Consider the following 14,186-nt stretch of genomic DNA (forward strand, 5'->3'; position numbering starts at 1 on the left):
TGCGCGCGCCGGGTTCAGTATCCGAGCTTCGGATCGAACACAGGCGCCACGGCCTCGCCCTTCAGATAGGCGTCGAGATTGGCCAGGAACCGCTCCCCCGACCGGACGAACATCTTGTCCTGTGCGCGGCCCGACAGGTGCATCGAAATATGGGCATTGTCGAGCGTCCACAGCGGATGGTCGGCGGGCAGCGGTTCGGGCGTGGTGACATCGAGGAAGGCACCCCCGATCGCCCTGCCTTCCAGCGCGGCGATCAGCGCGGGCTGATCGATCACGCTGCCGCGCGCGATGTTGACGATCACCGCATCGCTTTTCATTGCCGCAAGCTCGTCAGCGCCGATCATGCCTTCGGTTTCGGGCGTGGCGGGGACGGCAAGGATGATCCAGTCGAATTCGCCAAGCCGCGCGCGCCATTCATCGGGGCCGAGCGTGTTCTCGCCTGCGCTGCGGCGCACCACGCTGACCTCGATGTCGAACGCCTTCAAGCGGGGCTCGATGAGCCTGCCGATTGCGCCATAACCCAGCAAAAGCGCCTTCGAGCCCGCCAGTTCGCGCTTGCCCGGGCTGTCGAACAGCCATTCGTGGCGGTCCTGCGCGCGGACGACCTCGCGGTAACCCTTGGCGATGTTGAGCATTCCCATCACCACATATTCGGCGATGGTGATGGCGTTGATTCCGGCACCGTTGGTGAGGGTGATCCCGCGCTCGATCAGCACGTCCATCGGCAGGAAATCGAGCCCGGCATAGATCGAGTTGAGCCATTTCAGCTTCTTCGCCGCGCGCAGCGTTGCGGCCATCGCGGCTTGGTCGTTCATGTCGAACCAGCCGATCTCGGCATCGGCCACGGCCTCTTGCGCTTCCTCGGCGGACATGAACCAGCGCACGTCGAGCCCTGCGGGCAGGCGGTGTTCGAGCATCGGGCGGATCAGGCCGGAAATGGCGAGAATGGTCAAACTGGCTGTCCCTTTATCGTCTTCCCGAACATGATCCGGGGTGTGCCAAGTCCGTTGCAGTTGAAGGCAGGGGTGCCCCGGGTCAAGCTCGGGAGGACGTGACTATTCTCCCAGCCGCCATTCCCAGCCGAGCGGATCGCCGTCCATCACCTCGACACCCGCGGCGACGAGCTCATCGCGGATCGCATCCGAGGCGGCAAAGTCCTTCGCCGCGCGCGCTTCCCTGCGGCGGGCGAGAGCGGCTTCGATTTCGGCTTCGGTGATCGAAGCGGATCTGGGGCGGATGCGCAGGTCGGCGCGGGTGAGGCCGAACAGGCCAAGGCCGAGAACGCAATCCATGTCTTCGATCACCGCGCGTTTGATGCCTGCATCGACCTTCTTCACCGCCAGCGCCTCGTCGAGCGCGGTGAGCGCGACCGCAGTGTTGAGATCATCGGCCATCGCGGCATCGAATTTGGCCAGCACGGGCGCGAATTTGGCATGCTCGGCTTCGGGCTGCGGGGTGACATCGGCGAGCGGCGCGACCGCCATCACCATCCGCTTCAATCGCGTTAACGCCGCGCCCAGCCCCTCCCAGCTGAACTCCAGCTCGCTGCGGTAATGCGCCTGCAGGCACATCATCCGGTAGGCGAGCGGGTGATAGCCCCGGTCGATCAGCAATTGCAGCCGCAGGAACTCGCCCGAGGACTTCGACATCTTCCCCGAACGCTCGACGAGGAAGTTGTTGTGCATCCAGATCCGCGCACCCGAATTTCTCGGATCGTCGAGCCCATTGGTGCAGCAGTGCGCCTGGTTCTGCGCGATCTCGTTGGGGTGGTGGATTTCGCGGTGGTCGATCCCGCCGGTGTGGATGTCGAAGGGAAAGCCCAGCACCTCGCCGCTCATCACCGAGCATTCGAGGTGCCAGCCCGGCGCGCCCCGGCCCCACGGGCTGTCCCATTCCATCTGGCGGCTCTCGCCCGGCGGGGTCTTGCGCCAGATCGCGAAGTCCGCCGCATTACGCTTGCCCTCGACCGCCTCGATCCGCCCTTCCCCGTCATCGGTGACGGCGCGCGCCAGCCGCCCGTAATCGGCCACGGTCGAGACATCGAAATAGAGCCCGCTTTCAAGCTCGTAGCAGTGCTTCTCCGCGATCCCCTTCGCAAATTCGATCATCTGCGGCACGTAATCGGTCGCAACCGTCCACTGCGCCGGCTGGCGGATGTTCAGTGCGCGCACGTCGGCCCAATAGGCCTGCTTGTAATGCTCGGCGATGTCCCAGATCGACTGCTTCTGCGCCGCCGCCATCCGCTCCATCTTGTCCTCGCCCGCGTCGGCATCGTCGGTCAGATGGCCGACATCGGTGATGTTGATGACGTGGGTGAGCTTCAGCCCCTTCCAGCTCAGCGTGCGCCCCAGCACATCGGCGAATACATAGGCACGCATGTTGCCGATGTGGGGATAGTTGTAGACCGTCGGCCCGCAGGAATAGACCCGCGCCTCGCCGGGGTGGACGGGCACGAACGCTTCCAGCGAACGGGTAAGCGAGTTGAACAGCTTGAGGGGTGCATCGGTCATGGCGCGGGTCTTTGCCCCAATCGCTTACCGATGCGCAAGGCGGCTCATTCGAAGCCGATAAACTTGACGTGCTCCTCAAGCGGCACGCGCTGGCGCTCGAAATTGTTCACCGGCGCATCCGCATCGCGGTAGCCGATCGCCATGCCGCAGAAGAACATGTAACGATCGTGGTCGAGCCCGAGGAACTCACGGATCGTGCCCGCATAAAGCGCCATGTATTCCTGCCAGCAGGAATCGAGCCCCTCCTCGCGCAGCAGCAGCGCCACGGTCTGCAGCCACATACCGACATCGGACCATTGCGGCTCCTTCATCAGCCGCGGGAAATAGACGAACATCACCGCGGGCGCGTCGAAGCTGACCGCGTTCTTCATCATCGCCGCCATCCGGCCTGCGCCGTCATCGCGAGCGATCCCCATCGCGCCGAACATGCCCGCCGATACCCCGTCGAGGCGCTTCTTGTAGGCTTCCTCCTGACCGGGCGCCGCCCAGTCATACTCCGCCGCCTGCGGGCCGTTGGCGACGATCTTCGCCTGCAAGTCCTTCAATGGCTGGCCCGTCACGATGCTGGCCTCCCACGGCTGGTAGTTGCACCCCGAGGCTGCCCAGCGCGCGGTGTCCATCACGCGGGTGATGGTGGCAAGGTCCACCGGCTTGTCGAGAAATGCGCGGATCGAGCGGCGGGTGGTGACAGCTTCGGTGACGTTCATGATCTCGGGCCTTTGCTGGCGGTGATGCGGCGTTCGTCTTGCCGCCCGAAGCAGCAGGGCCGCAAGCGACAAAATCGCCAGCGGCCCTGCATCTTTTTTCGGTTCTTCGCAAAAAGCGAGAGAATCAGGGGTAATTGGTCGCCTTGACTTCGGCTGACATGTCGTCGGCATCGACCAGCTTGGGGTTCTTGTGCTTGGCCCGGAATTCGCTCTCGGTGCTGGGCCCGATATCGGCGCGGCCCGACATGAAGCCGGTCTTGATCTTGCAGCGGACGTATTGCGTTTCGCCTTCCTCGATCTCGAGCGTCAGCGCGTCCTTGGTTTCGAGCGACTTCACCGTGAAGCTGCGCGGGCCGGGATCGGAAACGAGCACGAAATACTTGCCCGCACCGAGCGAGGAAAGCTTATCTTCCTTGCCCACGTCGAACACCGCGCAGCCCAGTGCCGCGCCGCTGATCCCGCCGGTGCGGTAGAACACGACCTGGCCCTTGCCCGGCGGGGGTGCGGGGATGGTTGCAGTGGCTTCGGCCTCCTGTGCCAGCGCGGCGGGCACGCCAGCGGTCATGGCGATCGGCGCGGTCCCGGCAAATATGGCGGCGGCAAGCAGTTTCTTCATGGATTTCCTCCCTCGGTTTGAACTGGTTCGGCAGCGGTGGCCGGCGACACCGGCGCAGCGGCGCTTGCGAAAAATTCGTCGTTGCGTGTCTTCGCGTTGGCGATCGTGCCCGGCATCACATTGGTGTTGCCCCCACCGATGAAGAACCCGATCGGCCCCGCGATCGCGGTGGTGACATTGGACACCCCGGTGTTGTCCTGGCCCTTGCCCAGCGAGCTTTCGCCAGCCTCCATGAAGCGGAAGCTGCGCAATTCGATCCGGCGGCCATTGAAATCGAGATAGCGCGCGGCGAGCACCAACTCGCCCGCGGCGCCTGCCAGACCCGCCTTCTTGGCGTGCACGACCTCGCCCTGTCCGGTGATTCCCGCAGGCAGCACTTCGACACCGTCGACGAGGACGGCATCGACCAACCGGATAGGAAAGGTTTCCCCCGCCCGGCTGATCTTGGAGCCGAGCTCCTTGTCGATCGCGATGATAAGCGGCGTGGTTTTGGGGAGGAGCACACCAGCGGGCGCCGGCGGCGAGGCCTCCGCAACAGCCTGTTGTGCGGCAGGCGCGTCGGCCACGATCACCGGCTCGGCCGGAACGACGACAGGCTGCAAAAGCAGCATCAGCAACGATGAAAACAAAGGTCCCGGCCCCCTACCCCTCTTGTCGCCGAGACATCCTAAAAGCGGAGCGTGCGGTCAATCGGTTTTCACGCGGGGCAGGATGAAACGAACACGGTGTGGCCCATCGACCTCACCGCTTCTTCACACCCTTCTCATCCTCGAACAGTTCGGCAAGCTGCTCCATGATCGTGCCGCCGAGCTGTTCCACATCCATGATTGTCACCGCGCGGCGGTAATACCGGGTCACATCGTGGCCGATGCCGATCGCGACCAGCTGCACGGGCGAGACCTTTTCGATCCATTCGATCACGCCGCGCAGGTGCGCCTCCAGATACCCTGCCGAGTTCACCGACAGGGTCGAATCGTCCACCGGCGCGCCGTCGGAGATCACCATCAGGATGCGGCGTTCTTCTGGGCGATAGAGCAGGCGGGAATGCGCCCAGATCAGCGCCTCGCCGTCGATGTTCTCTTTCAGCAGGCCTTCGCGCATCATCAGCCCGAGATTGCGGCGCGCGCGGCGCCAAGGCTCGTCGGCCTGCTTGTATATGATGTGCCTGAGATCGTTCAGACGGCCGGGGTTCTGCGGCTTGCCATCGGCGAGCCACGCCTCGCGCGACTGGCCGCCCTTCCACGCGCGGGTAGTGAAGCCCAAAATCTCGGTCTTGACCCCGCACCGTTCGAGCGTCCGCGCCAGAATGTCCGCGCTGATCGCAGCGATGGAGATGGGCCGCCCGCGCATCGAACCCGAATTGTCGATCAGGAGCGTGACGATCGTGTCCTTGAACTCGACATCGCGTTCGACCTTGTAAGACAGCGCCGTGCCCGGCGAGATCACCACGCGGGCGAGGCGCGCGGCATCGAGCACGCCCTCCTCCATATCGAAATCCCAGCTGCGGTTCTGCTGCGCCATCAACCGGCGCTGCAACCGGTTGGCAAGCCGCGTCACCACGCCCTGAAGGCCGGTCAGCTGGCTGTCGAGATAGGCGCGCAGGCGGTCGAGCTCCTCGGCATCGCACAGGTCGGGGGCGGAGACTTCCTCGTCGAATTTGCTGGTGAAATATTTGTAGTCGGTGCTCGCGGGCACGTCGGCCTGCGGGCGGTTGGGACGCGAGGGGGCGTTGGGGGCGTCGCTGTCGTCGCCGGGCTCACCTTCGGACATGTCGCTGTCGGTCTGGGTGTCGGAAGACTGATCGCCCTCGCCCTCGCCTTCGGCCATTTCGCCAGCCATTTCGGCGGACTGCGGATCGCCTTCGCCCTGGCTTTCATCGTCACCCTGATCGTCGTCGCTGGGCGCGTCGTCGTCGTCCGCATCGTCGGTATCGGACTGATCGGGATTTTCGGTGGGGCGCGTCAGATCGAGTTCGCGCAGCATGTCGAGCGCGAGCCGCTGGAACGCTTCCTGATCGCCGATCATTTCGGACAAGGCCGCAAAATCGCCGCCGACCTTTTCCTCAAGGAAATCGCGCACCAGTTCGATCCCGCCCTGCGCCTTCGCCGGCACCGGCTCGCCGGTGAGCGCCTCGCGCACCAGCAGCGCCAGCGCGGTCTGGAGCGGCACTTCGGAGGAATTCTGCGCGCGCACGATCTTGTCGGATGCGGTGCGCATTTCGGTCGCCGCATCGAGATTGGCGCGGATGCCGCCGAACCGGTTGGCGCCCAGCGCTTCGTAACGCACCTGCTCGATCGCGTCGTAACAGGCGCGGGCGATCGGCTCGGGCGGCGCGGCGCGGGCGTGGAGCGCGGCGTCATGGTGGCGCAGTTTGAGCGCAAAGCTGTCGGCAAAGCCGCGCGCTTCGGTGACTTGCTCTGCCGGCAGATCGCGCCCGGGCAGCGGCACCCGGAAGCGGTTGCCCGCCGCGCCGGGCACATCGGCGCTCCACGCGACTTCGACTTCCGGGTCGCGCGCGATGGCGCGGCTGGCGCCGGTGAGCGCCTGTTTGAACAGATCGAGCGGGGACTGGTCAGCCATGGTCCATTTTCTCTAGCAACGAATTGGCCCGCCGGAAGCCCGAACTGCCCCCGCTCGCAAATCTCACAGTCGCAGGTTTTACAGGATCGACTGCCCGGTCTTGGCCCAATCGGCCATGAAGCCTTCGATGCCCTTGTCGGTCAGCACATGCTTGAACAGAGCGTGGATCACCGCAGGCGGCGCGGTCATCACGTCGGCGCCGATCTTGGCGGCCTGCAACACATGATTTGTATGACGGACGCTCGCGACAAGGATTTCGGTGGCGAAATTGTAGTTGTCGTAGATCAGGCGGATGTCTTCGATCAGGTCCATCCCGTCGAACCCGTTGTCATCATGCCGCCCGACGAAAGGCGAGATGAAGCTTGCACCCGCCTTGGCCGCGAGAAGCGCCTGATTGGCCGAGAAGCACAGCGTCACGTTGACCATCGTGCCTTCGCCCGACAGCGCCTTGCATGTCTTGAGGCCATCGACCGTCAGCGGCACCTTGATGCAGACATTGTCGGCAATCTTGCGCAGGACTTCGGCTTCTTTCATCATCGTCGCGTGATCAAGCGCGACGACCTCTGCGCTGACCGGGCCATCGACGATGCCGCAGATTTCGCGGGTCACTTCCTTGAAATCGCGGCCCGACTTGGCGATCAGCGAGGGGTTGGTGGTCACCCCGTCGAGAAGACCCGTGGCGGCAAGGTCGCGGATCGCTTCGATCTCGGCGGTGTCGACGAAGAATTTCACTTGTGTCTCCTTAAACTCGGTGTAGCGGCGCATCAGCGCGCTGGAAGGGGGCGCGGGGCATGGGTCATACCGTTCGCAATCTGGCGCTGCTTGCCGCCCTCGTCGCGGCTTGGCAACCGTCGAGTGCGCTTGCTGACAATGACGATACGCAATTGTGGCAGTTCGTGTTCCTGACAGGCGATCTCGACAAGGACACGCGCCTGACAGTGGATGCCTCGCAGCGCTGGCGCGAGGAAGCGCGCGGGGGCGAGCAGCAGACGCTGCGCCTGACGATAGAGCAGACGATCGCGCCCGGTGTGCGGATCGGCGGCGGAGGCGCGGTGTTCGATGCCGGGGGCCTTACCGAAATCCGCCCGCACCAGCAGATCGTGATTGGCCGCGGGCGGTTCGAATTGCGCACCCGGCTGGAGGAACGCTTTTTCGACGGCGCGGACCGGATGGAGCTGCGGCTGCGCCAGCGCATCCAGTATAACCAGCCGCTGCGCAATGGCTGGCGCGCGAGTATCGGGGCCGAGTGGCTCGGCCTGTTGCAGGATCGCAGTGCGGGCCGCGGCAGTTCGACCGAACAATGGCGTGCGCAGGCGGGCCTCGCCTACAAGGTCAGCGACCGGCTGGAGCTGGGCGCCAATTACTGGATGATCGCGCAGCCGCGCGGCGGCCAGCCCGCGCGATACACCCATGTGCCCCAGACGGTGATGACCTTCCGGTTCTAGAGCGCGCGCGCCGCGCCGAAGACGCTGATCAGAACCGGATCGCGCGTGCTGCGCGGATCGGCACGGATCGCGGCTTCCTCGCGCGCGATTTCGCCCCAGATCGCGTTGTCGACCTCGCGGCCCAGCCGGTTTGCGACGCCAGCGACATCCACCCCGGTCAACGCGCCCAGCGCCTGCCCGATCAGGGGATCGCGGCTGACGCGGATCGCATCGCCGAGTTCGGGCACCACCGCATCGAGCAGCGCGGTGCCCAGTTCCTGACGCAGATACCCGCTCGCCGCGGTCGGCCCGCCGCGCACCAGATCGACTGCGTTCTGGAAGCCGATCACGCGGATCGCATCGGTGACTACGGGCGCAGCGCGATAGGTCGCATCGATCGCGAAGGTGGCGAACCGCTCCTCCAGCTGATCCTTGACCAGCGCCGAGGTAAGGATGCGCGACAGGATATCGCCGCGCGTTCCCATAACCGTGCCAAGCCCGATGCGGGCGACCTGTTCGTCCCAGAACCCGCCGGGCGCGGTCAACCGCGCAAAGGCATTCTCGGATGCGAGCAGCAGCAGGCGGCGCACCGCTTCGGTCAGGCTGAACCCGCCGCCCATTGTGGTGCACGCAGGAAGCAACAGCAAAGTGGCGCCGCCCGCAGCGCCAGCTAGTAGGCGGCGGCGGGTCGGCATGGCGGAGGTCAGGGAATTTGCGGTCATTATTCGGGTCTCCAAGCTTGCCCTTGGCCTATGGCGATCTCCATATAGCGCTGCGATGAACCGATTGCGTCTGCTTGTTTTGAATGCCGCTCTGGGCCCGCTCGATTACCGGCTGCCTGACGGCGTCGATGCGCCTGCGGGCAGCGTGGTAATCGCGCCGCTGGGGCCGCGCAAGGTGATGGGGATCGTCTGGGACGAAGGCCGTCTGCCGGGCGATGCGATCGCGTTCGAACGGCTGCGCCCGATCCTCGAAGTGGTTCCCGTGCCGCCGCTGCCTGCACCCCTGCGCCGGTTGATCGAATGGACCGCCGATTATTACTGCGCACCACTTGCCAGCGTGGCGCGGATGGCTCTCGCCAGCGGCGGCGCGCTATGCGGGCCGGCGACGATGACCGAATACCGGCTGACGGGGAGCGAGGCGAAAGGCCGGCTCACCGCGCAGCGCAGGACCGCGCTGGAAATGCTCGCCGGCCAGCAGGGCACGATGCGCGAATTGGCGGCGCTTGCCGGCGTCTCGGAAGGCGTGCTGCGCGGGATGGCGGGTGCGGGGTTGCTGGGGCCGGTGCAGGTCAATATCGACCGCCCCTACGCCTGCGCCGATCCGGAATTCCACCAACCCGACCTGTCGGAGACGCAAGGTACGGTCGCCGCGACGTTGACCGATGCGGTGCGCGCGCGGGCCTTTGCGCCCTTTCTGCTCGACGGGGTGACCGGATCGGGCAAGACCGAGACCTATTTCGAACCCGTCGCAGAGGCCATCCGGCAGGGGCGGCAGGTGCTGGTGCTGCTCCCCGAAATCGCGCTGACCGAGAATTTCCTTGCGCGGTTCGCGGCGCGGTTCGGGGCCAAACCGGTGCTCTGGCATTCGTCGCTGAAATCGACCGAGCGCCGCCGTGCCTGGCGCGCGATTGCCGACGGCAGCGCCCAGGTGGTGGTCGGCGCGCGTTCGGCGCTGTTCCTTCCCTATGCCAATCTCGGGCTGATCGTGGTCGACGAGGCGCATGAGATCAGTTTCAAGCAGGATGACGGCGTGCGTTACAATGCGCGCGATGTCGCGGTGATGCGCGCGCGGTTCGAAGCCATCCCCGTGGTGCTCGCTAGCGCGACCCCGGCGCTCGAAAGCCTGCACATGGCGGCGCAGGGGATTTACACGAAGCTCGATCTGCCCGCGCGTTTCGGGGGGGCAACGCTGCCTTCCGTGCAGCTTGTCGATCTGACGCAGGAAAAGCCCGGCAGCCAGCGCTGGCTTGCAGGGCCACTGGTGGAAGCCTTGCGCGACCGGCTGGAGAAAGGCGAGCAATCGCTATTGTTCCTCAACCGCCGCGGCTATGCGCCGCTGACGCTGTGCCGCAACTGCGGGCACCGCTTCAAATGCCCCTCGTGCAGCGCATGGCTGGTCGAGCATCGACTGTCCGCGCGGCTCGCCTGCCACCACTGCGGGTTCGAGACGCGGGTGCCCGACGCCTGCCCCGAATGCGGCGAAAGCGATTGTCTGGTCGCCTGCGGCCCTGGCGTGGAACGGATCGCGGCAGAAGTGGCCGAGCTATTCCCAGAGGCGCGCACCGCGGTCGCCACATCCGACACGCTGTCGACCCCCCAGCGCGCAGGCGAATTCATCGCCATGGCGGAAGCGCGCGCGATCGATATCATCATCGGTACGCAGCTGGTCACCAAGGGGTTCCACTTCCCCGACCTCACCCTGGTGGGCGTGGTCGATGCCGATCTTGGCCTCGAAGGCGGGGATTTGCGCGCGGGCGAGCGGACCTATTCGCAGATCGCGCAGGTCGCGGGGCGCGCCGGGCGCGGCGCAAAGCCGGGCGAGGTGATGATCCAGACCCGCCACCCCGATGCCCCCGTCATCGCCGCGCTGGCGAACGGCGACCGCGACGCGTTCTATGCTGCCGAAACGCAGGGGCGCAAGGATGCGGGCGCGCCGCCCTTCGGACGCTGGGCGGCGATCATCCTGTCCTCGGAGGACGAAAAGGAAGCGCGCGCCGCCGCCGCGCGGCTGGGCGATGCCCGCCCGCGCCTGGCCGATGTCCAGATCCTCGGCCCCGCACCCGCGCCGCTGGCCTTGCTGCGCGGACGCTATCGTTATCGTTTCCTCATCAACGCGCGGCGCAGCGCCAATGTGCAGGCGGCCTTGCGCGACTGGATCGGCGCGGTGCAGTTTCCCCCCGGCGTGCGCGTGGGCGTGGATATCGACCCCTATTCCTTCGTCTGAACGAAACAAAAGCGCGCGGCGGACGTATGGCTCGCATGACCCGCCCCGTTCTTGTGCCGATCCTCGGCGACCAGTTGTCGCGCAGCCTCTCCAGCCTTGAGGATCTCTCCCCGGCAAGCACCGTCGTGCTGATGATGGAGGTGTGGGACGAGGCGACCTACGTGAAGCACCACAAGCAGAAGATCGTGCTCATTTTTTCGGCAATGCGCCATTTTGCCGATGAGCTGCGCGCCGAAGGCTGGCAGGTCGATTACATCGCCCTCGACGATCCCGAGAACACCGGCAGCTTCACCGGCGAGGTCGCTCGCGCGGTGGAGCGCCACGCGCCGTCCGAAATCCGCGTCACCGAAAGCGGCGAATGGCGCGTTCACGAAGCCATGCTCGAATGGGAGGGCCGCCTCCCCTGCCCCGTCCGGATCCTTCCCGACACGCGCTTCATCGCCACGCATGTCGAATTTCGCGCCTTTGCCGAAGATCGCAAGCATCTGACGATGGAGTATTTCTACCGCGACATGCGCCGGAAGACGGGGGTGCTGATGGACGGGGACAAGCCGCTGACCGGCATCTGGAACTTGGACGCGGAAAACCGCCAGCCGCCCAAGGAAGGCCTGCGCGCACCGCCCACCCCGAAATTCGCTCCCGATGCGATCACGCGCGCGGTGATCGCGCTGGTTGGCAAGCGCTTTGCCGATCACTTCGGCGATCTCGAACCCTTCGGCTGGCCCGTCACCCGCAAACAGGCGCTGGAGGCTGCCGATGCCTTCTTCGCGCGGCGGCTCGAACTGTTCGGGCCCTATCAGGACGCGATGGTTCACCGCGAGGATGACTTGTATCATTCGATGCTGTCGACCAGCATCAATATCGGGCTGCTGCTCCCGCTCGAACTGTGCGAACGCGCCGAGGCTGCCTTTAAATCGGGCAGGGCTCCGTTGAATTCCGTAGAAGGCTTCATCCGCCAGATCATCGGGTGGCGCGAATATGTGCGCGGGTTCTATTGGCACCAGATGCCCGGGCTTGCAGAGGCGAACGAACTGGGCGCGCACCGCCCGCTGCCCGAGTTTTTCTGGACCGGCGAGACCGACATGCGCTGCCTGTCGGACTGCATCCGCACCACGCGCGAGGATGCCCACGCGCACCATATCCAGCGGTTGATGGTGCTCGGCAATTTCTGTCTGATCGCGGGCATCGATCCGCGCCAAGTCGCCGACTGGTATCTGGTGGTCTATGCCGATGCCTTCGAATGGGTGGAATTGCCCAATGTGGCCGGCATGATCCTTTACGCCGATGGCGGCCGGCTGGCGACCAAGCCCTATGCGGCATCCGGCAACTACATCAACAAGATGAGCAATTACTGCAAGGGCTGCCGCTACAAGGTGTCGCAGAAGACCGGGCCGGATGCCTGCCCGTTCAATCCGCTTTACTGGCATTTCATGGACGCCAACCGGCAGCGGCTCGAAAGCAATCACCGCATCGGGCGGATCTACGCCACGTGGGACCGCATGGGCGAGGCCAAGCAGCGCGAATATCTGGAGAGCGCCGAAAAATTCCTCGACAGCCTTGAGCCCGCAAGCAAAGGCTGGGCGCGAAACGCTTAGAGGGAGCCCGAGCCATGCTGACCATCCACCACCTGCGCCTGTCGCAATCCGAACGCATCGTCTGGCTGGCCGAGGAACTGGGGCTGGATTACGAATGCAAGCTCTACACCCGCCGCGCCGACAATCGCCTCGCGCCCGATGAATACAAGGCGCTGCATCCGATGGGGATTGCGCCGGTCATCAATGATGGCGACCTGACGCTGGGCGAAAGCGGCGCGATCATGGACTATCTCGTCGCGAAATACGCGCCCGATACGCCGCTGGTGCCAAAGCTCGGCCACCCCGATTACACCGACCACCTGTTCTTCTATCACTGGGCCAACGCAACCTTCATGACCAACGGCATGATGGCGCTCGTCGCGCAGTTCATGGGCGCGAAGGAATTGCCGCCCTTCGTTGCCGACCGGATGCAGAAAAGCTGGGCCCTGATCGAGAAGCGGCTGGGCGAGGCAGAGTATTTCGGCGGCAGCCAGCTTACCACGGCTGACATCATGATGGGCTTCCAGCTCACCACCAGCCGCGCGATGAGCGGAATGGGGATCGACGCGATGCCCAACCTCAAGGCCTATCTGAAGCGGATCGGCGAACGCCCGGCCTATCAGCGCGCGATGGCGACGTGCGAGCCGGGGATGCCGCCGAAGCTGGATTGATCGGTTCGCGGGGGGCTGCGGGGCGAAGTCCGTGCGGCGGTCACGCCCCCTCGCGCCGCAGCAATTCCGCCTTGATCTCCAGCCCATAGGCGTAGCCGCCCAGAGTCCCATCCGCCGCGATTACACGGTGGCAGGGGATCAGCACCGCGACATTGTTCGCGCCGTTCGCGCCGCCCACCGCGCGGCTGGCCTTGGGGTTGCCCAGCGCGGCGGCAAGCTCACCATAGGATCGCGTCGCGCCGTGCGGGATGCGGCGCAGTTCGTCCCAGACGCGCTGCTGGAAGGCGGTGCCGTGAATGTCGAGCGGGATCGCCGCGCTGCTCGCGCCCGGCTGCTCGACCGCGGCGAGCACCTCTGCAAACAGATCGCGGAACCCCTCGCCCGCCGGCAGCAGTTCGGCCTTGGGAAAGCGCGCACGCAATTCGGCCTCGCCTTCGCCAAAGGCAAGGCAGCACACGCCCTTGTCGGTCGCGGCGACCAGCATCGGGCCGAGCGTTGTCGGCAGCACCGCCCAGTGCACCTGCTTGCCCGCCCCGCCCTCGCGCCATTCTCCCGGTTTCATGCCCAGCCTGCCTTTCGTCTCTGCATAGAACTGTTCTGCCCCGCCGTAGCCTGCCTTTGCCACCGCTTCGGTCACGGTTAGCCCCCCGCTCAACCCCTCCCTCACCCGCTCCTCGCGCACCGCGCGTGCATAGGCGGCCGGCGAAAGCCCGACCGTGCGTTTGAACAGGCGCTGGAAGTGCGTCGGCGCGTAGCCGGTGAGATCGCCAAGCTGCGCAAGCGTCATTCCCCCGCGCTCGCGGATCGCCGCGATCGCGGCGATCACGCAGGCTTCTTCGCTGCTCAGGCTGTCGGGAGAGCAGCGCTTGCACGCCCTTAGCCCCGCCTTGACCGCCGCTTGCCCGCTATCATAGAACCGCACGTTCTTCCTCAGCGGCGCCCGCGCAGGGCAGGACGGGCGGCAATAGATCCCGGTCGAATGGACGCCGGTGACGAATTCCCCGTCGTAACGGCGGTCCTTGGCGAGCACCGCCTGCCAGCGCGCATCATCCGAAATGTTCTTGCAATGTTTCACGTGAAACACTGTGCCACAGGCGCGGCGCGCCCGCACCCGGCAAGTTTGCGTTCAATGTTCCGCGGCTGGAAAAAGAGCGTATA

13 protein-coding genes are annotated in these 14,186 nt (G+C 65.4%); 4 read left to right on the plus strand and 9 right to left on the minus strand.

Annotated elements, in window-relative coordinates:
- Nucleotides 1–14: 14 nt before the first annotated feature.
- From A9D12_RS00400 to fsa, 7 genes are all read right to left on the minus strand, one after another.
- Nucleotides 15–953, minus strand: coding sequence for a D-2-hydroxyacid dehydrogenase (locus A9D12_RS00400; protein WP_068348556.1), 939 nt, complete (start codon nt 951–953; stop codon nt 15–17).
- A gap of 102 nt (nt 954–1,055) precedes the next feature.
- Complete coding sequence (gene cysS, locus A9D12_RS00405) at nt 1,056–2,510, minus strand: cysteine--tRNA ligase (protein WP_068348558.1); 1,455 nt, start codon at nt 2,508–2,510, stop codon at nt 1,056–1,058.
- A gap of 44 nt (nt 2,511–2,554) precedes the next feature.
- Entirely contained in the window at nt 2,555–3,217 is a 663-nt protein-coding gene (locus A9D12_RS00410) for a nitroreductase (protein ID WP_068348561.1), read from the minus strand.
- Between the two features lie 124 nt (nt 3,218–3,341).
- Nucleotides 3,342–3,833, minus strand: a complete 492-nt coding sequence (locus A9D12_RS00415; protein WP_068348564.1) for a DUF2846 domain-containing protein — start codon at nt 3,831–3,833, stop codon at nt 3,342–3,344.
- On the minus strand, nt 3,830–4,444 hold the full coding sequence (locus A9D12_RS00420) for a hypothetical protein (protein WP_156522749.1): 615 nt from the start codon (nt 4,442–4,444) through the stop codon (nt 3,830–3,832). Before A9D12_RS00420 ends, A9D12_RS00415 begins: the two co-directional genes overlap by 4 nt.
- 130 nt (nt 4,445–4,574) lie before the next feature.
- Complete coding sequence (gene cobT, locus A9D12_RS00425; protein ID WP_068348569.1) at nt 4,575–6,413, minus strand: cobaltochelatase subunit CobT; 1,839 nt, start codon at nt 6,411–6,413, stop codon at nt 4,575–4,577.
- 78 nt (nt 6,414–6,491) lie between these two features.
- Nucleotides 6,492–7,145, minus strand: coding sequence for a fructose-6-phosphate aldolase (gene fsa / locus A9D12_RS00430; RefSeq protein WP_068353264.1), 654 nt, complete (start codon nt 7,143–7,145; stop codon nt 6,492–6,494).
- Nucleotides 7,146–7,204: 59 nt separating this feature from the next.
- Here fsa and A9D12_RS00435 point away from each other — a divergent pair, with 59 nt between their 5' ends.
- Entirely contained in the window at nt 7,205–7,858 is a 654-nt protein-coding gene (locus A9D12_RS00435) for a DUF2490 domain-containing protein (RefSeq protein WP_068348572.1), read from the plus strand.
- On the opposite strand, the gene A9D12_RS00440 is transcribed toward A9D12_RS00435, so the two are convergent.
- Nucleotides 7,855–8,559, minus strand: coding sequence for a DUF4197 domain-containing protein (locus A9D12_RS00440; protein ID WP_068348574.1), 705 nt, complete (start codon nt 8,557–8,559; stop codon nt 7,855–7,857). The genes A9D12_RS00435 and A9D12_RS00440 overlap by 4 nt on opposite strands.
- Nucleotides 8,560–8,614: 55 nt before the next feature.
- Here A9D12_RS00440 and A9D12_RS00445 point away from each other — a divergent pair, with 55 nt between their 5' ends.
- Genes A9D12_RS00445 through A9D12_RS00455 form a run of 3 tightly spaced genes read left to right on the plus strand, consistent with a single transcriptional unit; the run spans nt 8,615 to nt 13,028 of the window.
- On the plus strand, nt 8,615–10,783 hold the full coding sequence (locus A9D12_RS00445; RefSeq protein ID WP_068348577.1) for a primosomal protein N': 2,169 nt from the start codon (nt 8,615–8,617) through the stop codon (nt 10,781–10,783).
- A gap of 35 nt (nt 10,784–10,818) precedes the next feature.
- A complete protein-coding gene (locus tag A9D12_RS00450; RefSeq protein WP_068348580.1) occupies nt 10,819–12,378 on the plus strand; it encodes a cryptochrome/photolyase family protein in 1,560 nt (519 codons plus the stop codon).
- Nucleotides 12,379–12,392: 14 nt separating this feature from the next.
- Entirely contained in the window at nt 12,393–13,028 is a 636-nt protein-coding gene (locus tag A9D12_RS00455) for a glutathione S-transferase family protein (RefSeq protein WP_068348583.1), read from the plus strand.
- 40 nt (nt 13,029–13,068) lie between these two features.
- On the opposite strand, the gene ada is transcribed toward A9D12_RS00455, so the two are convergent.
- Entirely contained in the window at nt 13,069–14,103 is a 1,035-nt protein-coding gene (ada, locus tag A9D12_RS00460; protein WP_068353268.1) for a bifunctional DNA-binding transcriptional regulator/O6-methylguanine-DNA methyltransferase Ada, read from the minus strand.
- Nucleotides 14,104–14,186 lie beyond the last annotated feature (83 nt).

The sequence above is a fragment of the Erythrobacter neustonensis genome (assembly GCF_001663175.1).
Taxonomy (GTDB): domain Bacteria; phylum Pseudomonadota; class Alphaproteobacteria; order Sphingomonadales; family Sphingomonadaceae; genus Erythrobacter; species Erythrobacter neustonensis.

Excerpts from the sequence above, each read along its gene's own strand:
- cysS (WP_068348558.1), bottom strand. The coding sequence starts at position 2,510 with ATGACCGATGCACCCCTCAAGCTGTTCAACTCGCTTACCCGTTCGCTG.
- A9D12_RS00410 (WP_068348561.1), bottom strand. The coding sequence starts at position 3,217 with ATGAACGTCACCGAAGCTGTCACCACCCGCCGCTCGATCCGCGCATTT.
- A9D12_RS00415 (WP_068348564.1), bottom strand. The coding sequence starts at position 3,833 with ATGAAGAAACTGCTTGCCGCCGCCATATTTGCCGGGACCGCGCCGATC.
- A9D12_RS00420 (WP_156522749.1), bottom strand. The coding sequence starts at position 4,444 with ATGCTGCTTTTGCAGCCTGTCGTCGTTCCGGCCGAGCCGGTGATCGTG.
- cobT (WP_068348569.1), bottom strand. The coding sequence starts at position 6,413 with ATGGCTGACCAGTCCCCGCTCGATCTGTTCAAACAGGCGCTCACCGGC.
- A9D12_RS00435 (WP_068348572.1), top strand. The coding sequence starts at position 7,205 with ATGGGTCATACCGTTCGCAATCTGGCGCTGCTTGCCGCCCTCGTCGCG.
- A9D12_RS00440 (WP_068348574.1), bottom strand. The coding sequence starts at position 8,559 with ATGACCGCAAATTCCCTGACCTCCGCCATGCCGACCCGCCGCCGCCTA.
- A9D12_RS00445 (WP_068348577.1), top strand. The coding sequence starts at position 8,615 with ATGAACCGATTGCGTCTGCTTGTTTTGAATGCCGCTCTGGGCCCGCTC.
- A9D12_RS00450 (WP_068348580.1), top strand. The coding sequence starts at position 10,819 with ATGACCCGCCCCGTTCTTGTGCCGATCCTCGGCGACCAGTTGTCGCGC.
- A9D12_RS00455 (WP_068348583.1), top strand. The coding sequence starts at position 12,393 with ATGCTGACCATCCACCACCTGCGCCTGTCGCAATCCGAACGCATCGTC.